The 23,834-nt window shown below is 42.5% G+C and carries 20 protein-coding genes; 16 read left to right on the top strand and 4 right to left on the bottom strand.

From position 1 onward, the window contains the following. Positions 1 to 218 precede the first annotated feature (218 nt). The 10 genes from DP116_RS04735 (at position 219) to DP116_RS04695 (ending at position 12,100) form a co-directional block, all read left to right on the top strand. Positions 219 to 629, top strand: a complete 411-nt coding sequence (locus DP116_RS04735; protein ID WP_211173078.1) for a DUF3110 domain-containing protein — start codon at positions 219 to 221, stop codon at positions 627 to 629. A 111-nt stretch (positions 630 to 740) separates the two neighbouring features. Continuing rightward, entirely contained in the window at positions 741 to 1,670 is a 930-nt protein-coding gene (gene murQ, locus DP116_RS04730; RefSeq protein ID WP_169154074.1) for an N-acetylmuramic acid 6-phosphate etherase, read from the top strand. A 407-nt stretch (positions 1,671 to 2,077) separates the two neighbouring features. Next, positions 2,078 to 3,736, top strand: coding sequence for an alpha-amylase family glycosyl hydrolase (locus tag DP116_RS04725; RefSeq protein WP_169154073.1), 1,659 nt, complete (start codon positions 2,078 to 2,080; stop codon positions 3,734 to 3,736). A 760-nt stretch (positions 3,737 to 4,496) separates the two neighbouring features. Next, entirely contained in the window at positions 4,497 to 5,177 is a 681-nt protein-coding gene (locus tag DP116_RS04720) for a response regulator transcription factor (RefSeq protein WP_169154072.1), read from the top strand. Next, positions 5,174 to 6,586, top strand: a complete 1,413-nt coding sequence (locus tag DP116_RS04715; RefSeq protein ID WP_169154071.1) for a sensor histidine kinase — start codon at positions 5,174 to 5,176, stop codon at positions 6,584 to 6,586. Before DP116_RS04720 ends, DP116_RS04715 begins: the two co-directional genes overlap by 4 nt. Positions 6,587 to 7,545: 959 nt before the next feature. After that, positions 7,546 to 7,884: a PepSY domain-containing protein gene (locus DP116_RS04710; RefSeq protein WP_169154070.1), complete on the top strand. Its 339-nt coding sequence runs from the start codon at positions 7,546 to 7,548 to the stop codon at positions 7,882 to 7,884. 79 nt (positions 7,885 to 7,963) lie between these two features. Further along, a complete protein-coding gene (locus DP116_RS04705; protein ID WP_169154078.1) occupies positions 7,964 to 10,696 on the top strand; it encodes an HAD-IC family P-type ATPase in 2,733 nt (910 codons plus the stop codon). Between the two features lie 45 nt (positions 10,697 to 10,741). After that, complete coding sequence (locus tag DP116_RS04700) at positions 10,742 to 10,891, top strand: hypothetical protein (RefSeq protein WP_169154069.1); 150 nt, start codon at positions 10,742 to 10,744, stop codon at positions 10,889 to 10,891. A gap of 187 nt (positions 10,892 to 11,078) precedes the next feature. After that, positions 11,079 to 11,210, top strand: coding sequence for a hypothetical protein (locus tag DP116_RS29920; protein WP_281357361.1), 132 nt, complete (start codon positions 11,079 to 11,081; stop codon positions 11,208 to 11,210). Between the two features lie 164 nt (positions 11,211 to 11,374). Further along, complete coding sequence (locus tag DP116_RS04695) at positions 11,375 to 12,100, top strand: LysM peptidoglycan-binding domain-containing protein (protein ID WP_169154068.1); 726 nt, start codon at positions 11,375 to 11,377, stop codon at positions 12,098 to 12,100. Between the two features lie 49 nt (positions 12,101 to 12,149). Here the strand turns inward: DP116_RS04695 and DP116_RS04690 are convergent, their stop codons facing one another. Continuing rightward, positions 12,150 to 12,842, bottom strand: coding sequence for a hypothetical protein (locus tag DP116_RS04690; protein ID WP_169154067.1), 693 nt, complete (start codon positions 12,840 to 12,842; stop codon positions 12,150 to 12,152). A gap of 190 nt (positions 12,843 to 13,032) precedes the next feature. Beyond that, positions 13,033 to 14,943 carry an ATP-binding protein gene (locus tag DP116_RS04685; RefSeq protein WP_169154066.1) on the bottom strand — a complete coding sequence of 637 codons (1,911 nt, stop codon included), beginning with the start codon at positions 14,941 to 14,943 and terminating at the stop codon, positions 13,033 to 13,035. 383 nt (positions 14,944 to 15,326) lie between these two features. Here DP116_RS04685 and DP116_RS04680 point away from each other — a divergent pair, with 383 nt between their 5' ends. The 6 genes from DP116_RS04680 to aroF all read left to right on the top strand — a co-directional run bounded on the left by DP116_RS04680 (position 15,327) and on the right by aroF (position 21,971). Next, a complete protein-coding gene (locus DP116_RS04680; RefSeq protein ID WP_169154065.1) occupies positions 15,327 to 15,554 on the top strand; it encodes a hypothetical protein in 228 nt (75 codons plus the stop codon). A 1,368-nt stretch (positions 15,555 to 16,922) separates the two neighbouring features. After that, positions 16,923 to 17,765, top strand: a complete 843-nt coding sequence (locus tag DP116_RS04675; protein ID WP_169154064.1) for a cyanophycinase — start codon at positions 16,923 to 16,925, stop codon at positions 17,763 to 17,765. A 271-nt stretch (positions 17,766 to 18,036) separates the two neighbouring features. Then, the gene (locus tag DP116_RS04670; RefSeq protein WP_169154063.1) at positions 18,037 to 19,707 is read left to right on the top strand and encodes an alpha-amylase family glycosyl hydrolase; all 1,671 of its coding nucleotides are present in this window, start codon (positions 18,037 to 18,039) and stop codon (positions 19,705 to 19,707) included. Positions 19,708 to 19,906: 199 nt separating this feature from the next. Then, positions 19,907 to 20,176 (top strand): 30S ribosomal protein S15, encoded by a 270-nt coding sequence (rpsO, locus tag DP116_RS04665; protein WP_048871072.1) that lies wholly within the window; start codon positions 19,907 to 19,909, stop codon positions 20,174 to 20,176. Positions 20,177 to 20,188: 12 nt separating this feature from the next. Beyond that, complete coding sequence (locus DP116_RS04660; RefSeq protein WP_169154062.1) at positions 20,189 to 20,656, top strand: PAM68 family protein; 468 nt, start codon at positions 20,189 to 20,191, stop codon at positions 20,654 to 20,656. A gap of 256 nt (positions 20,657 to 20,912) precedes the next feature. Further along, positions 20,913 to 21,971 (top strand): 3-deoxy-7-phosphoheptulonate synthase, encoded by a 1,059-nt coding sequence (aroF, locus tag DP116_RS04655; RefSeq protein ID WP_169154061.1) that lies wholly within the window; start codon positions 20,913 to 20,915, stop codon positions 21,969 to 21,971. 177 nt (positions 21,972 to 22,148) lie between these two features. On the opposite strand, the gene DP116_RS04650 is transcribed toward aroF, so the two are convergent. After that, positions 22,149 to 23,036 carry a hypothetical protein gene (locus DP116_RS04650; RefSeq protein WP_169154060.1) on the bottom strand — a complete coding sequence of 296 codons (888 nt, stop codon included), beginning with the start codon at positions 23,034 to 23,036 and terminating at the stop codon, positions 22,149 to 22,151. A 69-nt stretch (positions 23,037 to 23,105) separates the two neighbouring features. Continuing rightward, entirely contained in the window at positions 23,106 to 23,699 is a 594-nt protein-coding gene (locus DP116_RS04645; RefSeq protein ID WP_169154059.1) for a DUF1517 domain-containing protein, read from the bottom strand. Positions 23,700 to 23,834 lie beyond the last annotated feature (135 nt).

Raw genomic sequence — 23,834 nt, 5'->3', positions numbered from 1 at the left:
CCCCTACACCCCTACACCCCTACACCCTTACACCCCTGTGTTTCTTCACAGACTACTCACTTTCTTGAAGAAAATTATTGATATCGTCGTCTTTACCTTGTCAGCAGAATATTAAGAGTTTATAAGAAAATGAAAATTTTTGCTTCGACTTTTCTTTGGACACCTTCTAGAACTTTAATTAAAAATAGATCCAAGATGCAAGATTAGTGATTACACCCATGCGTGTTTTTGTACTACTGTTTAATGCTCGGACAGAAAATGAGGGAATTCACACAATTCAGGTGGGCGAGCGCAATAAAGTTCTGATGTTCGAGTCAGAAGACGACGCGACACGCTTTGCCCTCATGCTGGAAGCTCAAGATTTCCTATCACCAACTGTAGAGGCGATTGATTCAGAGGAAGTAAAAGAGTTTTGTCAAGCTGCGGACTATGATTGGGAATTGGTTCAAAATGACAGTGCTTTAGCAATTCCCCCAGAAATCAACGTTGAAGAAACAGACTGGAAACTAGAATCCCAGGAGGATGTTGCTGAGGAAACTCTCCCTCGCAACCAGGAGTCGCAGGAAAAACCGGAACTTTCTGATTCGGAACTAGACAGCATTCGCCGCAAACTGGAAGGATTATTGTAATGAGTCATGTCTCATGAGACACGACTAAAGACAAAAAACGAATGAACGGCAGTACTTCCGGAAAACCCGCTCACAGTATTGTCTCCCAATTCCACTTTGGACAAAAAACAAATGACGACGAATTTGCAGGGGCGCGGTCATCTTTTGACAGAGCAGGTTAATCCTGATAGTCTTGACCTAGATCAGCTGAGTTCTCTTGAACTGGTAGAGTTATTTAATCGCGAAGATGCAAAGGCAGTGGCTGCAGTAGCTGCGGCTAAACTTCAGTTGGCTGAAGCGATTGAACGTACTGCTGAGTGTTTGCGTCATGGAGGACGTCTTTTTTACATCGGAGCAGGGACAAGTGGTCGGTTAGGAGTGTTAGACGCCGCAGAGTGTCCACCTACTTTTTGTACACCTCCAGAGATGGTACAGGGAATTATTGCGGGTGGTGCGGGTGCACTCGTACGCAGTTCCGAAGATTTGGAGGACAGCGCTGAAGATGGTGAGGCGGCGATCGCCCAACGACAAATCACGCAACTAGATGTAGTCGTTGGTATTACAGCGGGTGGAACAACACCTTTCGTCCACGGCGCGATGAGTGCTGCTCGTCAGCGAGGGGCGACTACTATATTTATAGCTTGCGTCCCTGTTGAACAAGTGGAGTGTGAGGCTGATATTGATATTCGCCTGTTAACTGGACCAGAGATACTTGCTGGTTCAACTCGTCTCAAAGCTGGTACAGTTACTAAACTTGCCTTAAATATCCTGTCTACGGGTGTGATGGTCAAGTTGGGTAAAGTTTATGGCAATCGTATGGTGGATGTGGCGGTAACGAATCAAAAGTTACGCGATCGCGCCATGCGTATTTTACAAGACCTCACAGGTTTAAGTCGAGAAGCCGCTGGTTTTTTATTGGAACGTAGTGGTAAATGGGTAAAATTGGCGCTATTAATGCATTGGACTGGTTTGGAAAAAGAGGAGGGTTTACAACTCTTGTCACAATACCAGGGTAATCTCAGGGCGGCTGTTGCTAGTTATAAAAACAACGAGCAAGCCTGAAAATTTTACTTCGAGTTATGACTCAAAAAGTGAGAAATGAGGAGTGACTTATTCCTCACTTACAATTTTTATGTTTTTTTGATTAACAAGCTTTTGACTTATTTTTTCTAAGTATTTTAGATGAATCATTAAAATTTTATAGTTAATTAATAAATCCCCCAAAATATACTTTTTATAAAAATTACTTCTTGAGATAGACGTAAAAAGTATTTGATTATCTCTAGAGGATGATTGGCTAGTTTGTTTAGAAATTAGAAAATACTCATCACTGGCAGAATTCATTCAACACTTGGCTAATCACTATAAGTTAATCGCTTTGAGCCATTAATCATTATAGTCATTAGCTAAATAATGATTTTTCTGTATTTTGTCAACACATTTCCTTGTGATATCTTGATATAGTTACTATGGCAAAGCCAATTGAATTTAATTTATTTGCACCCTACAACAAAGCTGCGTCTTTAATTGGTTCTTTTTCTGATTGGGAACCAATCCCAATGGAAAAAGGTGATGATGGTTATTTTCGCACAACTGTTGAATTAGAAGATGGTGCTTATCAATATAAATTTCGCGTGCAGTCAAAATCTTGGTTTTTTGAACCAGATCAATGGGTAGATGTGACAGATCCCTATGCAACTGATATTGATGAATTGAGTGGGAAGGATGACGGTGTTGTATACATAAAAGATGGGGAACGTATTGTTGATACTTACGTTTGGCAACACGACGATAAACCCCTACCCGCAGACCACGAATTAGTCATTTATGAATTGCACGTTGGTGACTTTTCTGGTGGTGAAGATGATCCTTATGCGCGAGGAAAGTACAAGCACGTCGTTGAGAAGTTAGATTACCTGAGTGAACTGGGAATTAACGCGGTTGAGTTAATGCCAGTTAAAGAATATCCAGGAGATTATAGTTGGGGTTACAATCCACGTCACTTCTTCGCCCCAGAATCAAGTTACGGTCCGACATCGGGATTAAAAAATCTTGTTGATGAGTGCCATGCAAGAGGAATTCGTGTGATTATGGATGGTATTTATAACCATTCAGAATCATCAAGTCCATTAACACAAATCGACCACGATTATTGGTATCATCACGAGCCTCGCGACCCCGATAACAACTGGGGACCAGAATTTAATTACGAACACTATGACAAAAATTTAGACACTTATCCTGCTCGCAAATTTATTGGTGATACAGTTCGTTATTGGGTTGGTGAGTATCACCTTGATGGAATTCGCTACGATGCAGCACGGCAAATTGCTAACTATGATTTCATGCATTGGATTGTGCAAGAAGCCAAAGATACTGCCAGCATGAAGCCTTTTTATAATATTGCCGAACATATTCCGGAAACGACTAGTATTACCAACGTTGATGGACCAATGGATGGCTGCTGGCATGATAGTTTCTATCATTGTATTAAGGATCATATCTGTGGTAACACCTTTGATTTAGAACGCCTCAAAGATGTGATTGACGCAAAGCGCCAAGGCTTTATGGGTGCGACGAATGTTGTGAATTACCTCACTAACCATGACCATGATCGTTTAATGGTAGAACTGGGTAATAACAATATCTTTGATGAAGAAGCTTTTAAGCGGCTTAAGTTGGGCGCTGCTATCCTTCTGACAGCTATGGGTATACCCATGATTTGGATGGGTCAGGAATTTGGTGAGTACAAGCCGAAAACACAAGAATCATCTAAAATTGAATGGGGATTGCTAGGTAATGATTTGAATCGTAGCTTGTTTGAATACTACAAAGGGTTAATAAACCTGCGTAAAAATAATCATGCTCTCTACACAGAAAATGTTGACTTCATCCACGAAAATCCAGAGACAAAAGTGCTAGCTTACAGCCGTTGGAACGATGAAGGTTCTCGTGTTGTGGTTGTGGCTAATTTCTCAGAAAACTTCCTAGCTGGATATCAGATTCCTAACTTCCCCAGTCCTGGTACATGGCATGAGTGGACAGGCAATTATGATGTGGAAGCTGGCGACGATGGTATCATGATTGATATTGGACCATACGAAGCTAAAGTGTTTGTTTGGCAGTAAATGAGTTATTAGCTAAAGGTGATATAACGTGAGTTCGACGAAATGAACTACCCAGACCTACTGCGCTTCGCGCCGCTGCGCTAACGTAGAGGTCTGGGTTTTTGTAACCAGACCAGTAGATTTAGATTTTTGACGCTTCGCTTGTCCCAGTTGCTTCATACTTCCCGCTTTTTTACGGATGCATGAAGTAGAGTCGTCAAAACAATTCGTTCATTCGCTCATTCGCGAACGTGAGAAATTAAGAACCCCATACCATAAGTTGTTGGCTCTGAAATAAGGACGCCTTTTTCCTTGCGCCTACTCGATGGAAAAAATTTCTTTATATTTTCCATAAATAAATAAAGTGCAAGCCGCTCTTCGGTGCGTGGCGGTCTGGGCTTGTATCCTTTTTTTCTTTTTTGAATGTGTTAGTAGCGTGCCGTAGGCAGCGAGCGAGCGAATTTTGTTAGCGCAGCGGTCTATTCCCTCCTTTGAATTTGAGCGTGAGCGTGGGTCATAGCTCACGCCTGACTGATACTTGATTGCAAAGATAATTTACCGGAAAGAGTCTGTATTTTTTTGACCAAGTAAAGGCAATTTGAGCAATATTCATTCTTGTGGTAGCAGAATCGCGCACGAAGATTTACACAGCTTGGCATGATTGTAGCGAGTGTAGCCATTAATTAGGAATTATTGGAAAATACAAGTATATAGGGATGATTCACCGCACTCTGCTGCGTTTGCAACGGAGTGGCTTCAAAATCTATGCATTGCTTGACTTATGCGCGTCTTACTAGTAGAGGATGAACCTGGCATTGCTCAATTTATTAGTCAGGGATTGAAAGAAGCAGGTTACGCAACAGATATAGCTACTGATGGTCAGGAGGGACTAGATTATGCTGCTTCAGCAGAGTATGACATTATCGTATTGGATATAATGTTGCCTCAAATGGACGGTCTACAGGTTTTGCGGAAACTGCGATCGCAAGGTCTTAAAACCCCTGTACTGCTTCTAACCGCCCGTGATGCTGTAGAAGACCGGGTTCGAGGTCTAGATGCTGGTGCTGATGACTATTTGTTTAAGCCCTTTGCTTTGAGCGAACTATTGGCGCGTCTGCGTGCCTTACTACGTCGTCCTCCGATGCAACAGGACACAATACTGCGAGTCGGAGACTTGGAGATGGACGTTGCTACTAGGGAAGTACGCCGCGCTGGAAAAAGTATCAACCTTAGCCCTCGTGAATTTACACTGCTACAGTATCTTATGCGCCACCCTCGCCAAGTACTTAGCCGCAATCAAATCACCGAACATACCTGGAATTTTGACTTTTACGAAAATTCCAACGTTATTGATGTTTATATTGGCTACTTGCGACGCAAGATAGACCACGGTTTCGACAAACCCCTCCTGCACACAGTGCGTGGTGTAGGATATTGCCTCACCGCAGATGCTGAATCATGATTAGTTTGAAGTGGCTCAATCACATCCCTGTACGTATAAAATTAACTGCCTGGTATCTCCTGTTGTTGGGGCTGACTCTGGGCGGGTTCACGGGCTACTTGTATTTCCGACTTGAGCGTAAAATAATTAACCAGGCGGATACCGCTCTGCAAATAGCAGGTTCTCAGTCCTTGGTTTATTTAAGCGATAAGAATAACGCCCTTGCCTTTGTGGACAAGCCAAGCCGACAAAATACCGTACAACGTTTGATAGAGGCTGGATTTGCAGTTCGCCTGATGACTCCCCAAGGCAAAATAGTGGACGGCTTTGGCAAATACCAAGAAGTGCCTCTCTGGATACCAAGTGCCAGTGGATACACAAGAGTGGCAAGAAATAAGGCAGACTGGCGACTAATTAGCCAGCCAGTAATCCGTCAAGGTCAGATTATCGGCTGGTTGCAAATAGCAAAGTCTCTTGAGGCATTAGAAGAAATATCCGATAAATTATCTGCAGAGCTTTTATTTTTGTTGCCATTTATACTTATTATTGCTGGTTGTGGTGGTTTATTTCTCTCATCAAGAGCATTGCAACCCATCAGTCAAATCACCCAGACTGCTCAAGCTATTAGCGCCATTGACCTCGCGCAACGTCTAAACTACAAAGGGGCAAAAGATGAAGTGGGACAGTTGGCGACCACCTTTGACCAGATGTTAGAACGTTTACAAGCAGGTTTTGAGCGGGAACAACGGTTTACGGCTGATGCAGCCCATGAATTACGCACTCCCCTGACGGTTATCAAGGGACGTATAGATGTAACCCGCAGTCGGGAACGCACTCCAGATGAATACGAGCAAACCTTGCAGGATTTAGAACAAGAGGTAGACCGACTCATTCGCCTCAGCAATGGTTTACTGTTACTAGCAAGGATTGACCGGGGACAGTTGCCTTTTGAGCCATTACCTGTGGACTTAAGCAACTTGTTGGAAGTGATTGTGGAACAAGTGCAACATGCTGCAGAATCGCAACAGATTAAGCTGCTAAATAACTTGACCCCCGATTTGTGGGTGCAGGGCGATCCCGACCAGTTAACCAGTTTGTTTTTGAACCTGGTAGACAACGCCGTTAAATACACACCACAAGGAGGTGTTGTTTGGGTGCGGTCAAATTTGCACTCAAATGTAGTGCAGGTGATGATAATTAACACAGGGTATGGTATTTCAAAAGAGCATCTACCTCACCTATTTGAGCGGTTTTATCGGGCAGACTCAGCCCGTTTTCAAGGAAAAAGTGGAGCTGGGTTGGGGTTGGCGATCGCTCACGAAATTGCTCGCTTGCATGGCGGTACTATTACTGCTGACAGCATTCCTAATAAAGAAACTACTTTTACTGTGACTCTACCGATTGCCCAACATAGTGGACTGTTTCGTTAATTTTGAGGGGTTAAATAAACGAACCGCCAAGACGAGCCAGCGCCGTGCGGGGGTTCCCCCCGTTGAGGCGACTGGCGTCGCCAAGTGCGCCAAGAGAAGAGGAAAAAAGGGTAATTCATTAAATTATGTAACGTATCAAAATTAATGATATGTAGGACTTACGCAAAAACTCTCCCAAACTCCTATTCCTATGCGCCGCAGGCGCACGCTGCGCGCTAACGTGTCCTTTGCGTCCTTTGCGGTACCCTGCGGGAAGCCGCTGGGCGTCTACGTTTTTCCATGATTTTACGTAAGTCCTGATATGGACTAATGGTTGTTGACTCTCATTATTTTCTTAATTTCGTTTTGTAACTTGAAATTATAGCGAGTTGAAATAGGGTTAGACCATGACAGTAAGTGAAATGAGACTGAATGCAACTTCATTACAGCAAATATCCCAATCGCAGCAGATACCTGAACACACGATATGTGAAACTCAAGCTAGTCAATATATGATTGATTGCTATCCGTATGCTGTGAGAGGATTTTTGTGGGGTCTTTTTTTCTCTATTGTGTTTTGGGTAAGTGCGATTGGCGTATTAATGCTAGTGTTTTAATAGTTATAAATTGTAGGTTAGCGTAGACAGTCGCAACGTTCACGCAAACCTACAATTATTATATATATTTCTCTTTACTTACATATAGCAATCCGCGCATCAATCATGAAAAATGGGAAACCCGGTTTCGCAGAAGTTACCGGGTTTCTCACACTTTCAATTCTCAGCATTCATATTGGATTGCTATATAAAAATTTATTTTCTAGACTCTCATCTATTTCTTAATCTAATTTGGTAATGTCTATTGATTGAAGCTTTTCTCATACCAAAACTTTCTTTTTCCTCTCATCGTATTCTTAAAAAGTCTCTCTAACATGAAGGTATGAGCTAATAACATCAAAACTTCAATTCTGAGGTTTAATTATGGGAATTAAGCAAACCATTATAGCTGCTTGTGGAGTAGTAGCTTTGATTCTTGTAGGAAGTTGGTTTTTTAGAATTAGACCTGTTCAAGCTTCCCCTGACAACACAGCACCTGCGGTCACAATGGTTGAAGCCATAGAAACGGTTCTTGCTGCTAACCCAGGTACAGCAGCAATTGATGTCAATTTAGAGCATGAAAATAATAATTTGGTGTGGGAAATTGAACTAAACAATGATTTAGAAGTGTACATCGATGCCAACACAAAAGAAATTGTTAAAACTGACCAAGGCTGGAATTTGACAGATGTTCCTCTCTTAGCAAACTGGATTCCTAATTAATTTATATCCCTGTAATCGGAATTTACTCATGACTAAGTCTGTATCTACCCATAAAGTTAAAGTGAAACCAGTTCGCCCAATGCAAGACAAGTTGCCTCAAAGCTGGCATTCCCTCGATATAGAAGAAACCATCGACTTGTTAGAAACTGACCAAGCACAAGGCTTGAATAGTATTCAAGTCAAAGAGCGAATAGCGCGTTTTGGTTTCAATGAATTGACCGGAAAGAAAGGAAAACCCTGGTGGTTAAAATTTCTTTTGCAATATAACCAGCCGCTACTGTACATCTTGCTAATTGCGGGTGCAACCAAGGCAATTATAGGTGAGTTTGTCAACGCCTTTGTGATTTGGGGTGTAACTACAACTAACGCGATTATTGGATATGTTCAGGAATCGAAAGCAGAAGGGGCGATCGCAGCCCTAGCTAAATCCATCACTACAGAAGCAACTGTTATCCGCGAGGGCCAAAAGTTACGCATTCCCTCACGAGAGTTAGTTCCTGGCGATGTGGTGCTGTTAACTTCTGGTGACAAAGTACCTGCTGACTTACGACTGATTAAGGTGCGGAATCTGCAAGTAGATGAATCCGCCCTGACTGGTGAGTCTGTAGCTGTTGAAAAAGAGGCGGGTGTAGAGACGCCGCCCCTACCGCCAGATATCCCGTTAGCAGAACGCAAAAATATGGCTTATGCAGGCGGTTTCGTTACTTTTGGGCAGGCGACAGGTATAGTAGTAGGCACGGGTAATACTACCGAAACAGGGCGAATTTCTCAGCTATTAGAAAATAAAGTTGACCTTTCTACCCCCTTAACCCGAAAATTCGACAAGTTCAGCAAAAATTGGCTGTACATGGTTTTGGGGGTTGCAACTCTGACTTTGATGGCGGGATTGCAAACCAAACCTTGGAGAGATGCTATAGAAGCTACTGTGGCATTAATTGTCGGCTCGATTCCGGAAGGATTACCAGCGGTAGTGACTGTGACACTAGCTATCGGTGTATCCCGCATGGCTCGTCGCCACGCAATTGTCCGCAAGTTGCCAGCAGTAGAAACTCTCGGCAGTGCTACTGTCATTTGTTCCGATAAAACTGGCACTTTGACGGAAAATCAAATGACAGTGCAAGCCATCTATGCGGGGGGACATCAGTATGCAGTCACTGGTGTGGGTTATTCTCCGGAAGGGGAAATTGTACAGGATGGCAAACCAATCGACTTGAGTGGCGATATCGGTTTGCAGGAATGTCTCAGCGCTGGACTGTTATGCAATGACTCTCACTTGGAAACCAAAAACGGTAAATGGGTAGTTTTTGGCGATCCGACTGAGGGGGCGTTAATCACCTCTGCTCATAAATTGGGGTTAATCAAGCCGCTTCTAGAACAGCAAATGCCGAGACTGGATGGGATTCCTTTTGAGTCTGAGTTTCAGTACATGGCGACTCTGCACGGAACTCCAACGGGTAAGACGATTTATGTTAAGGGTTCAGTAGAGGCGATCGCCAAGCGCTGCACTTTCATGTTAAATAGCAAGGGACAACTCAAACGAATCGACTGCCAAGAGACATTAAATACCTCCTCTATCGAACGGGAAGTCAATATTATGGCACGTCAAGGCTTACGGGTGTTGGCGTTGGCAAAAAAGCTTGTACCAAACGAACAAACTACCGTAGACCATGTAGATATTGACACTGGGTTGATTTTCTTGGGCTTGCAAGGGATGATTGACCCACCACGCGAAAGTGCGATGAAAGCGGTGAAAGCCTGTCAAGAAGCGGGTGTTCAGGTAAAAATGATTACTGGCGACCATGCTGTCACAGCGCAGGCGATCGCGACTCGTATGGGCATCAATAAAAATGGTTCGGTGCTGGCATTTTCCGGGGCTGAACTTGCTCAAATGGACTACCAAGAACTTGCCCAAGTTGCAGAAGATGGGGTTGTATTCGCCCGCGTCGCACCAGAACAAAAGCTGCGTCTAGTGGAAGCGTTACAATCAAAAGGCGAAATTGTCGCCATGACGGGGGATGGAGTTAACGATGCACCCGCCTTGAAACAAGCCGATATTGGCATTGCGATGGGTATGGCGGGAACCGAGGTAGCAAAGGAAGCGGCTGATATGCTACTCACCGATGACAACTTTGCTTCAATTAAAGCTGCGGTTGAGGAAGGGCGTGCTGTTTACAAAAATCTCGTTAAAGCTATGTGCTTTATTCTCCCAGTCAATGGTGGAGAGTCGATGACAATTTTATTCAGCACGCTGGTAGGCAGAGAATTACCGATATTATCATTGCAAATTCTTTGGCTGAATGTAATTAATTCCATTACCATGACAGTTCCCTTAGCCTTTGAGCCGAAACCTCAAAATGTCATGCAGCAACCGCCCCGTCGTCCCAATGAATCATTGCTCTCGGGTAGTAGAATCAAACGCATCTTGGCGATTTCTCTGTTTAACTGGATTGTGATATTTGGAGTTTTTGAATACATTCGACAAACTACGGGGGATATCAATCTAGCCCGTACTATGGCAATCAATTCTTTAATTGCAGGCAGAATCTTTTATCTGTTGAGCCTTAGTCAATTAGTGCCTAATCTGATTGCCAAAATGGACGGTACAATTCAAGAAAATGTTGATATTCCAGCCATTGGTTTTGGTATTATTGGCGCAATAATTTTGCAGCTTTGCTTTTCTTATGTACCTTTAATTAATGAGTTTTTCTTCACAGTACCCCTACGCTTTGACCAATGGTTGTTCTGTTTGGCCGTGGGTTTACCAATGATTCCTTGGGCTGCCTTTGTTAATCGCTTTGACCCTCCGAATTAAAAATAAAATATAGAAAGAATCAGCAAGAGCAGGAGATGGGTGAGTATGAGACGAACAGACTTAGACTATATTGTCATCATCCTGCTCATTTTCGGTAGCCTCTACGTGTTTATCAGTGAAATAATCATGGACACAATGGGGCTGCATCGCTTTGTCTTTCTGACTGGCTTTAGCTATTATTTAGGATTGCGATAGTTTATCTAAACACAAACTGCTGTAATTTATCCTCTCATCATTTTCTTAATTTATCTTGTTAATATTGATAAATTTGCGCTTTTACTCAACCAAAATTTTCTGTTTCTCTCATCGTTTTCTTAGAAAGCCTATTTAACATGAAAACATAAGCAAATAACAATAAACTCAATGGATGGGAGGTTGAACTATGGAAATTCAGCAAAAAATTGTTGGCGCTGTTGGAGTAGTAGCTCTGATTCTCGGAGGAAGTTTATGGCTCAAAACCAGACCTGTTCAAGCTTCTCGCCATGACACAGCCCCTACTGTCACAATTAACTAAATAACAAACTGTAGAAAATAGCTCCGTTGGCGAGAATTGGCGCTTGCAATTGCGTCGTCAGGGAAGAAATATCGACCTATCTGTGCGAACAGGTGCAATTCCTGTTCAGATGCAGTAGCTCAAATCATAAATACGTCAATAGTTTGATTCACGAGAAGGCACTTATGTTTTACACCGTAAAAGATGGAGATACACTACCAAAAATAGCCGAAAAATTTTATGGCGTTCGCAGTCGATGGCAACAAATTTATGATGCTAATCCAGAAGTCATTATACTCATTCCTGGGGTAAAACTTTTTATTCCTCTTCCTCAAACTCTTTATGATAAAGAGTTAGAAAAAAATGAAAAAATAAAAACTTATGCGCAGCTATGGCAGAGTAAAAATATGACTAAGTCTAAACATTCTATCAAAATTAATTTTGTGAGGCTAGGAGCAATTTGTGGAAGCTTACTAATTGGTTTATCATCAATTCCAATCCCAATTTTTCTAGCACAAAGCGCCCAAGCTCAACAAACGCCCAAGACTTCTAATGATTCTGTGATCCCACCTATGCCAGAAAAACTACAAACTCCAAGTGCTAAGGTTGTACCTGTAAATAGTAAGGTAAGCGTGAAGCTGACTAACCAAACTAACGCTGTGCTGACATACGAAGTCATTGGACATACCAAACAACGCACCCTTTCCGGAAAATCAACTGTCACCTTAAAAGACTTACCAGTCGCCGTAGCTATTAGCTTCCGGCGACAGGATAAAGGACTGCTTACTGTTCATCTTCAAGGAGAAACAGCACCCGGATTGTTAGAGGTCAAGTTGGATGAAGGGAACAATTTTGGTGAGGATAAAATTGCGATGAAAATTGAAAAAACAGGCGAGGTCTTCTTGAAGTAATTGCATATTACCAAGTTATTTTTTCTCTCATAAATGAAACACAAAAACATCAGAATACAGTATCATAACTACTTAACTCTTTATCATACGCACTTGCTAGATCGATATGCCATTGTTGTAGTTTTTCAAAGAAGATTAGTGTATTGGTAAATTCTGGATTTCCTAAAGCGGATGAACCTTGTCGTAAATTACCACTACAACCAAACTTAGCTCCTACCGATTGAATCACCTTGGCAGTATCTTTTTGTGTACCTTCTAGCTTTTCCCAATTGACATCCCATTCATCGCGATGCTTGAAATAATTTGCGAAAGCATTAATGAGTTGAATTGGTGAAAAATTATCCCCTTCATAAGAAAATGGAAGAGTTTGACCAAATCGAAGAATATCTTTTCTGCTTATTTTTGATTTTTCGTTAAAAACTGGAATTGTTTTTAAATCTCTACCCAAAGATTGTTTAGCTCTAACATGAATTTTCTCAACAGTAGAAACAACATCTACTATATATGCTTGACAGAGCACAAAAGCAGTGCCAAGGAGATATTCAATAAGTAAACACCCATCATCAATAATAGAGTCTTTTTCTTGTGGTAGAAGTTTTTGATTTGTTTCTAACTCATTAGCTAGAGATGTAGATTTTTCAATAGCTTTTCCAAGTTCTTCTAGTACACGTTTGTACACTTCACCTTGTGCGTCTATATAACCGTAATGTAAACTCAACCTTAACCAGGAAATATCTGACATTTTTGCAAAAGATCTTAAACTTAATCTAGCTGAAGCTTACAACCTCTTGACATTGAGTGTGGTTTGAAAAAGATTGTTTGCAGTTTCGCTTTTAGACGGGCATTATCTTGTTCTAACCCTGCAAATTTGTAGTTTATACACTGAATAATGTAGAGACGTTGCAATGCAACGTCTCTGAACGCTAATTACCTTACAAAACCGTTCCAATCTCCTTCAAATAAACCCGTGTAAATGGTTCATCCACACCAAGAGTATATTCTTCAATCAAACCCTTGCGTCTAATAGAAATGTTATCTCCATTTTTAATCACAACAGTTGAATCATCAAAAACATCCCGCGCTAGCGTCATCTCGGTTTCGGTAGGATTGTTTAAGACTACCATGTTACTCCCGTAGTAAAACATTCCTTCTTTTTCCAAAATGTCTTCTTTGTATTCAGCAATCAGGATATCAAGCTGAGGATTACGCAACAAAGAGAGGATATTGGTGTTGTAATCTTCACTCAAAATTTTTGCTGAACGATTTATGAAAACACCATCACGACAGACAGCGCCTATTTTCCAGTCTGGGTGTTGCAAAAGAATATGGTCAATTGTTTCTTGAATTTCGTGAACCGAGATATGGTTAAACGTGATGATTGGTATTCTGGCATCTGTACCCAATTTATAAAAGGTTTCGAGAATGTGTGAGGGTACATCAACGCTTTCACCTATAGAGGGGTTAAGATGCATCAAAATTCCTGGTGCAGCATTGATTTCTAGGATAGAAAAGTCGTTAGACTTCCAAGATTCACTAAGATTTGGAGCAATAACATCAATCCCCAGGCAAACGAGACGGAAGTGTTGAGCAATATCTTGTGCCAAAATGATATTGTCAGGATGAACAGTGCGGGTTGCATCAATGCTCACACCTCCAGCCGAGAGGTTAGCAACTTTGCGAAGAGAAACGTTGCGATCTTTCTCAATGACGCTGTCCAATGACAAGCCCTGTTGTTCAAGATACTGTTCCATCGCTTCGTCGCACTGAATTTTCGTCATCGGCGAGGTGGGTGTGTCCAAACGCCCAGGTTTTCGGTTTTCGTCTCGGATTAACTCTTCAATGGTTGATTTTCCATCACCCACAACCCATGCAGGACGACGTTCAATAGCAGCAACAAACCTGCCATTCACACACAACAAGCGGAAGTCTGACCCCACAATGCTTTTTTCAACAATAATTCGGGTCGGCTCGTTTTCTGGAATTGCTTGAAGTGCCCTTCTAAAAGCAGATTTCAGTTCATACTCGTCTCGTACTTCTGCGGTGACTCCAATCCCTTTGTGACCAGCCACAGGTTTGACTGCTACTGGGTAGTTAATGTCTCTAGCTACTGCAAGAGCCTGCTTTTCGGAATTCACAATATCACCCTTTGGCACTGGAAAACCTAAGGTTTTTAGAAACGCTTTGCAGTCATCTTTGCGCGTGGTGAAGTCGGAATCTAGATGGCTATCGCTGTCAAATGTCGTTGCTATTCCGCGAACCTGTTTTTTGCCGTATCCGTACTGTGTCAGTCCTTCATCCCATAGATAGAAGGTGGGAATACCTTTTGTGTCAGCTGTACGCAGTAAAGCGTAAACTGTAGGACCACCGTAGACTGATTGCCGGAACTTACTTTGAAGGGATAAAAGTTGCTCTTCAAAAGTAATGTCTTTGTGTTGAGTTATGGCTTCAAACCAATCCCATACAAAGTAAAGTACACCTCTAGTTGTACGCTCGTGAAGCGATTGTATGCTAATTGTCGCATAATTTTCATATGGCTTGATACTCCAACGGTCGAGGTGCAAACCCATATCCAGCTTTCCAACCTCTGACACGGTGCGGGCAAACAGATGAGCATAGGAATCAAATGTTTGGTCGCGCAGGTGTGGGTAGCGATCGCTAATAATTGACACATAATCCTCAATCGGCAGAGGTCTTGTAAACTCAGTGACAGCAAAATCAAATACTAATGCCCCTGCGTCCAAGTAAGGATTTGGTCCTATGTAATGCTTGAACTTGAAGATGTCGAATGCATCAGTTCTTCTGGCATTAACGCGAACCGTATCGGTGATTTTATCTTGAACCATTGACTCTTACCTCTGACTAAACACCCTGGAATCTGAACAAATACTAGCGTTTCCCCAGACGTATTTACTGTCTATAAGTTTAGTACCCTTTGGGAAGCGAGGGCTAATGCCTACGCTACATCTGTGCTTTCTGGTTAACACTGGCATCAATAGCTACGTTTATTGAAACATTGTACTCAGTGTTACCAAGAACATTCAGCTATCTAAAGATATAGTTAAGCTGTTATACTAAATTAATACTCAATAGTTAAAATAACAGGTGCATCAACATTAAACCATTGCTATTGACTAGTAGCTAAATATATAACCTTTGAAAGGTGCAATTAGACACTAGTTAATTTTATAAATAGTAACCACTAAGAAGCGCTAAGGAGACGGCAAGTATGAGTAACGCAAAAGCTGTTCTCAGAAAAGAGGTTCAGCATCTTGCTGAGGAAGCTTTTCACCACAAGCTCATTTCTGGGTATGGAGATGGTCCAGACACTAATGAGTACCAAATTGTATTTCAGGGTAAACCCAGGCATTTCGCTTTAGAAGAGGCACGTTCTTTTTTATGCGAGTTACTGTTTGAAACACAGGTTGATCAACATTCTGAAGAATTGAGTATTTAACGTTAAACTACAGAACACCACAATTTACCATCAAGAGTGCGCGGCACTCAGTCAGATAAACCTCCGGAACTTATGGAAATCGGGAGGTGTTTTGATTTATAGAGCCATCTTGATTGTGACATCCTCCTGCCGCTAACCGCAAGCGGTATAGCGGGGGTTTGCACCAACATTCAAACAGCCAGTTATGGAACTTTCCAAGGTGTTCCTTGGCGTTCTCACCTAGAGGTATAAATTCACTCTCAAAGAGTCGCACCCTAGCCAGTCATATCTGGACTCCACAAATTTGTGTTGTCAAGTGAAGCGCAGTTATGCTACCTACCTGTGCTATATTTCTAGGGTGCCACATATTGATGTCAGTGCTATGGGAAAACCAACAAATTTTATTACATTTCGAGTGAATGATGGAGAGAAAGAAATCTTGCGTAATTACTGCGAAAAACTAGGCAGAACGCAAACTGATGTACTGAGAGAACTTATACGTAACTTGCAAAAAGAAAACATCACGTTAGACTAAAGTCAACTAAAAATGGTCTTCATTCCACGGCTTTTTCTGAACGCGAGTGCGTGCCCTCCGGGTATCTTCTATGCCCTATGGCTAACGCCACGGCTTGAGGCCGAACGGGCACGCTGCGCGAACGGAGACGCTGAGTCGCAAAGCGACACGCTGCGCGAACGCGAACGCCAGATGCTCTACTTGGGGAGCCACCCCGCCGCTTCATTTTTCATGAGCCTTGGATGGACAACCCGACAACAATGTCTACTCGTAAAACCCGAGATCTGGATGTATTTTTGCGGTGAATCCAGCGCCGTGCGGGGGTTCCCCCCCGTTGAGGCGACTGGTGAACCCGAAGGGCACTACCAAAAAATTTGAATCAAACTAGTTGAAAGGATACGCCGCAAAAATACAAGGGTTGTCCATCCTTGTCGAGGGTTTGCCCAACCCTTGCGGGTTTCCCGACTTGAAGGGAGTGGCGTGAGACCCCAAGACCGCACTGGCTCCCCTCCCGCAGCGCTGGACTCACCGTTAGGCATAAATGAACGGTCTTAATGTTTTCACGCGCCGTGGGATGAGTTAGAAAAGTTGCATTTAAAATTTATACAAAAGTTAATACAAGCTTTTTACGGTTCAAAAGTCAGAACAGCCAAATGTTTCTGACTTTTGACTTTATTTATTTACTTAAAGCTGATAAAAAAATCAGTCGTCATTTTTACTCTAATTCTACTCTTTTTTACATATTAACATTTGCTTGTTTACTTTCTTTATTATAGTCTGCATTAAATTTTTGTATCTTTCTCTACCAAATGGTAGTTTTTACCACTCAAATCATCATGTTTTATAGAAATAAATAACTTCTATCAGGAGGCTCTATGGTAGCTAGTGAGATTAAGCGACAATTAGTCATTATTGGGGGGGCGGAAGATAAGGAGGGAGATTGCCAAATTCTTCGGGAGTTTGTTCGCTACGCTGGGGGTACAAAAGCCAGAATCGTGATCATGACAGCCGCGACAGAACTGCCAAGAGAAGTAGGACAGAATTATATTAGAGTTTTTGAACGGCTGGGTGCTGAGGATGTTCGTATACTTGACACTGAAAGCCGTGAGGATGCGTCTTCATCTACAGCGTTAGAAGCGGTAAGTAAAGCTACAGGTATATTTTTTACTGGAGGAGACCAAGGCCGGATCACGAGTGTTCTCAAGGATACTGAACTGGACGCAGCTATTCATCAGCGCTTCTCTGAAGGTATAGTTGTAGGAGGTACAAGCGCAGGAGCCGCTGTCATGCCAGATGTGATGATTGTGGAAGGCGACTCCGAGACAAACCCTCGAATGGAAATTGTAGACTTAGGTCCTGGTTTAGCTTTTCTCCCAGGAGTGGTGATAGACCAACATTTCTCACAGCGCGGACGCTTGGGACGCTTAGTTGCAGCTTTAGCACAGCAACCTGTTGTCTTGGGATTTGGTATTGATGAAAACACCGCTATGGTAGTAACCGATGACCAGTTTGAAGTCGTTGGGCAAGGTTGTGTGACAGTTGTTGATGATTCAGAGGTTGTGCACAGCAACGTTGACGAGATTTTGAAGGATGAACCTTTAGCAGTTTGCGGAGCAAAGCTTCATATCTTACCACATGGATACAAATTTGACCTGAAAACCCGCAAGCCTATCCTAGATAGTCGTACTGTAACAACTGTCCCTGCACCTGCTGGTTAAAAAATACTTATATTTTCACAGATGTATTGAAAAGAAGTGGGAATTAGAAAATGTTTGTTCCCACTTTTTTCTCCTTTGTCCCCATCAAATGACCAAAAAACTAACGTTTATTAGTGGTTGCATAAAGTACAACAAATTCCTGACGTATATTAGAGAAAAATTATTGACTCTTTAAAAAAGGTGACTCAAGAGAGAAGATTAATTTTTCTGGAAATGACAATATATTTCTGTCTTATTGATTTGACTTGATTCTGATTATTAACTAGTAGGAATGGCAACATTAACAGTATTTAATTTATTTGCTCCTCGAAATCAAAAAGCCGCCTTAATTGGCTCTTTTTCGCAATGGCAAGAAATACCAATGGAAAAAGGAGAAGATGGCTATTTTCGTACTCAAATAGAATTAGAGGATGATATCTATCAATATAAATTCCGTATACAAACGAAGAGTCCACAATTTGAACCAGAGCAATGGATAGATGTTATTGATCCTTATGCGACAGAGGTCGATGAAAAGCTAAAAGTCGGTGTCGTCAGAATTAAAAATGGAAAAAAGATTGTTGATACTTATGTTTGGCAACACGACGATGCACCGTTACCAGAAAATTGTGAATTAGTTATATACGAAATGCACGTTGCCGATTTTACGGGTGGTGAAGTTGACCCTGAGAAACGTGGAAAATATATAGATGCCATTGAAAAGTTAGATTACCTTCATGAATTAGGAATTAACGCGATTGAATTAATGCCAGTTAATGAGTACCCTGGTGATTATAATTGGGGATACAAAGTACGTCACTACTTCGCTACAGAATCTAGCTACGGCTCAACAGAAGATTTAAAGCGGTTTGTAGACGAGTGTCATGCAAGGGGTATTCGCGTTTTTCTTGATGGAATCTACAACCACACTGATGAAGAATGTCCGTTAATGCTGATAGACAGGAATTATTGGTATTACGAATATATGCATTATCCGGAAGATCCAGGTAATTATTGGGGTCCGGAGTTTAACTATGACAATTACGACGAGAAGTTAGACGTTAAGCCTGCATGGAAATATGTTGGTGATGTCGTACGGTTTTGGGTTCAGGAGTATCACATTGATGGAATTCGCTTCGATGCGGTGCGTCAATTAGCGAACTACGAATTTCTAGATTGGGTAGCTAAACAAGCGAAAAAAAACACTGCCCCTAAGCCATTTTACAACATTGCTGAGAATATTCCTGATACCAGTAAAGTGACGACTCCAGAGGGACCGCTAGATGCTTGTTGGCATGAAAGTTTTCGCTATTTTGTGATTCCGCATATTTGCGGTGAAATGTTTGAACCCCAAAAGCTCAAGGAGGTTTTCGATCCAAGAAAACAGGGTTATAAAACTAGTATAAACGTAGTCAATTACTTAGCGACTCATGACCGTGAACATATTTTTAGAGAGTTGGGCGATCGCGGTATCTTTGACGAAGATGCATTTAGACGAGCCAAGTTAGCAGCAGCGCTATTGCTAACAGCAATGGGTATACCTATGCTGTGGATGGGGGAAGAATTTGGAGAACACAAACGCAAAAGTGAAACTGTCACTCAGCCGAAAAAGATTGCATGGCCTTTATTAGAGAGAGACGAGAATCGCGATTTATTTGAATATTATAAAAAACTTATTGCCCTACGCAAAAAAAATTCTGCTTTGCAAAGTGATCACATTGAATTTTTCCATGAGAATCTAGACGAAAAAGTACTAGCATATGTTCGCGGTCAGAAAGAAGATTCTCGCGTTGTGGTCATAGCAAATTTTTCAGACAAAAACCTTAGTAGATATCATGTTCCTCGCTTCCCCTGTGCGGGGACATGGCATGAGTGGACTGGTAATTATGATGTGGAAGCTGGGGAAGACGGCATTAGAATTGATATAGAATCATTCCAAGCGAAAATTCTTGTCCGGCAGTAGGAAAAACGTAAAAATCCTCATCTTGCTAAACTGCACACTCAAAAGAGGATGCCTGAGGCAGGCTAGATTTAGTCCACCTAAGTAGACTTCGCCTGTTCGCGATTTCTCATCGCCAAGTCTTTTGGGAAAGTTGGGATGCTCCCGGATGGCTATGATATTATGGGAAACTGCTGCATACATTTAGAAGTTGATTGGTCTCATGGCTTTAACGCAACAGCGCAAACAAGAAATACTGACACAGTACCAAGTTCACGAAACCGACACTGGTTCTGCTGATGTTCAAGTCGCTATGCTCACAGCGCGCATTAACCGTCTTAGCGAACATCTCCAGGCAAACAAGAAAGACCATTCTTCACGTCGAGGATTGTTGAAGCTTATTGGTCAACGTAAGCGTCTTTTATCTTATATTCTGGAAGAAAGCCGAGAACGTTATCAAGCTTTGATTGGTCGTCTCGGCATTCGTGGATAGAGACTAGTGCTTATGTCTGCTGAATCTGAACGCAGTCAGTTGCCTTTTGAACCAAACAAAAAGCGCCAAAAACCAGCAAAAGGAAAAGGCAAACAACCAGAAACTAAGCAGGAATCTGGGAAAAAGGACGAGAAGAAGCCACCTTTTACCAAAGAAGAGATGGCGATACCCCAAGTTGTTAGCCAACGGATGATTCGCCGAGTGGCTCTTTTTTGTGGAATACCAACAGCTTTGGGAATCAGCACCCTGATTGCCAGTTACTTTCTGTTGACTTATGCTGGAATTAAACTCGCTCCCATCGCCGTATTACTGGTGAACATGGGATTTTTTGGTTTGGGGGTATTGGGAATAACTTATGGTGTTCTCTCTGCCTCTTGGGATGAACACAGAGTTGGGGGTTGGCTAGGCTGGAATGAGTTCACGACCAATGGGGAACGAATGATAGCAGCTTGGCGTGAAACTCGCCAAAAAAACGTTTGATAAGCAGTACTCAGTGAGCAAATCACTGTGATGTTGGGTAAATGTCAAAAAAATAATGTTGAAGTTTAAATTTTGTAACTTCAACATTACAAATTCCAAATTTATGAATTTTTTGAGACACAATATCTTCAATGACGCGACTGTTGAGCGCTATATTGAAAAGTGGATTTTGGTTGCTCACGCTTTATAATTTTAAACCACTGATTCATCTAGGAAAATATTCTCAGCTAGGACTCAACTAAGCAGGAACTTTAGCATGATTATAGTCATGAAAATTGGTTCCCCTGAGGCGGAAATAGACCGTCTGAGCGAGGAACTAGGCACTTGGGGACTGACAGCAGAAAAAATTGTTGGTAAGCATAAGGTAGTGATTGGTCTGGTTGGTGAGACCGCTGTCTTAGATCCCCTGCAAATTCAAGAAGTTAGCCCTTGGATTGAGCAGGTGCTGCGAGTAGAACAGCCTTTCAAACGGGCTAGCCGTCAATTTCGACATGGAGAATCTTCTGAAGTCGTCGTTAACACTCCTAATGGACCAGTTCCTTTTGGCGAACATCACCCTGTGGTTATTGTTGCGGGTCCGTGTTCAGTAGAAAATGAACAAATGATTGTAGAGACGGCGCGGCGAGTTAAAGCAGCCGGGGCACACTTTTTACGTGGTGGCGCATACAAACCCCGAACCTCGCCTTACGCCTTCCAAGGACACGGCGAGAGTGCTTTGGAATTGTTGGTAAAGGCGCGGGAAGAAACTGGACTGGGCATTATTACAGAAGTCATGGACAGTGGAGACTTGGAGAAAGTCGCAGAAGTCGCAGATGTTGTCCAGGTCGGGGCAAGGAATATGCAGAACTTCTCGCTGTTGAAAAAAGTAGGCGCACAGTCAAAACCAGTTCTTCTCAAGCGAGGAATGGCTGCAACTATTGAAGATTGGTTGATGGCGGCGGAATATATTTTGGCAGCCGGAAATCCAAATGTGATTTTGTGTGAGCGCGGTATTCGCACTTTTGACCGCCAGTACACCCGCAATACCTTGGATTTGTCAGCTGTGCCAGTTTTACGCAAGCTAACTCACCTACCAATTATGGTTGACCCTAGTCATGGTACGGGCTGGGCTACCTATGTCCCTTCAATGTGTTTAGGGGCGATCGCCTCTGGATGTGACTCTTTAATGATTGAAGTTCATCCCAACCCAGCAAAAGCCTTATCTGATGGACCGCAATCTCTCACACCAGAACTTTTCGACCGCTTGATGCAGGAACTTGCGGTGATTGGTAAGGCAGTTGGGCGTTGGCAGCAGCCAGTTGTTGCCTTAGCATAAAAGATGCAAAAAGTCAATGATTGTGGGTAATATCAAGTTCGCCTAATTACTTACAACAATAAAAAGACCTCACCCCCATCCCCTCTCCTTATTAAGGAGAGGGGTGCCCGAAGGGCGGGGTGAGGTTCCTCGTTTTTTATAAGTGTTTATCCAGACATGATACAAGTGCGGACTTCTCTACCGCCTTCTACCAAAACCACTTGAACGGGGGACTCGCGAACGACCACCACTACCAAAACCACTACCGCTAGGACTGCGTCTGACATTAGAGTTACCAGAAGGTCTTAGGGTACTTCCACCAAAGCCGGAACCAGTCGCGCGACTGCCCGTATTTGGGGTAGTCCGTCGTAGAGTTGAAGAATCACCAGGATATGACCTTCTAATCGTTCCTGTGCTACGGAAAGCAGTGCGGTTTCTCTCTACTGCTGGGGCTGCATTATAGCGGCTGCGGTAACTACTAACCGCATCGCCATAGCTACTACCATAACCACCGTAGCCAGTCAGCACTCCACCAGGCTGGTATACAGGCGGGACATAATGTTGGGGTCTAAACAACATACTACCAATAGCCTGTCCGGCTAAAGAACCAGCAACAGATCCGGCAAAAGGTGCCCAGAAGCTATTTTGTTGACGAACGACTACTGTTTCTTGTTGTCCGGTTTGGGGATTCGTTTTCGTCTCGGTAACGTTGTGGACGTAATCAATTTTGAAGTCTTCTGTTAGATACAAAGCTGACTGCCCATTCTCTACCTTTAGGTAACTTTTCTTTCCTTGCTTAATTTCATCATCCGTCAGCCGCGCCATTTGTAAATTTTGGCTTTTAAAACTTGGGGGCGTAGCGTTGAGTAAAAGCAACGTGTACTCCCCGTCAGCATCGTTGTAGCTAGCTTGTTGTACAGGATACTGACCATCATTCAGTTTGGTGGTTGCTGTCGTCGTTTGAGTGGTATTGCTTGCTTGAGGTGTGGTTTTATCTGACCCCCCGCCACCGCAGGCGACAGTTGTTACACACAAACTCAAGGCTAAAAAAACAGCTGTGAATTTACGCACGATTGTCATGAACATTTGACTATCATCCTATCTCCGAGCTTAACAATTTTTTACTATGATGGTTGGTACGGACAACCCAACCAATTACAAAGGAATTAATTCCGGGTAATATTGCAAGAGTTGGTCGTTGGTGAGTTCGTCACCCAATCGAGCTGGTGAAAAATGCACCTGAATTGCCCGTAATTTATGTTTGTAGTGTAAGTTTATTAAAGCTTTAAAGCCTTCCTTGAGTGCTGTAATATTAGCCAAGTCAGTCTCTAAATCTGGGACTTCTCCTTCACAAGCGATTGTAATCATGACAACGACATTGCGCGTTACAGGAATAGATAAAGGTTGATCGTATCCCGAGTCAGAACCAAAATCTGGTTCACTGAGGTAACGTTGAGCGGAGTCTGTAAATAATTCATTCACATAGTCTCCCGCCTCCCCTTCGCTCCAAAATACGTCGCCTTCATTAGCCGCAGAAAGCCAATATTCATCGTATTGCAGTAAGGTTTGGCAGATTTCTACCAATCCTTCTCCCAAAATTTCTATGTCACCATCGGTATCTATGGCTTCTCTGGCAGCACGATTTAAAACTCCCAAAATAGGTGCTACCTCAGATCCACTTAAATGTAGCATGATACGAGAGACCACATAGCGGGTCTTACCGATCATTTTATTAAAGGTATCACGCATGTTTCTTCCTCCTTTAGAATATTGTTAGCTGTTGATGACTAACCGCTGAGTAATGACTTATATAATGTAATCCTTGCTGGTAAAAAGCACCCATATGGGAAAATCCGCTTCATAGTTCCAGATTCCTAGTCTTTG

The sequence above is a fragment of the Brasilonema bromeliae SPC951 genome (assembly GCF_012912135.1).
In the GTDB taxonomy this organism is placed as follows: Bacteria; Cyanobacteriota; Cyanobacteriia; order Cyanobacteriales; family Nostocaceae; genus Brasilonema; species Brasilonema bromeliae.
Note: the sequence above shows the minus strand (reverse complement) of the source record. Positions and strands in the feature narration are given on the sequence as shown.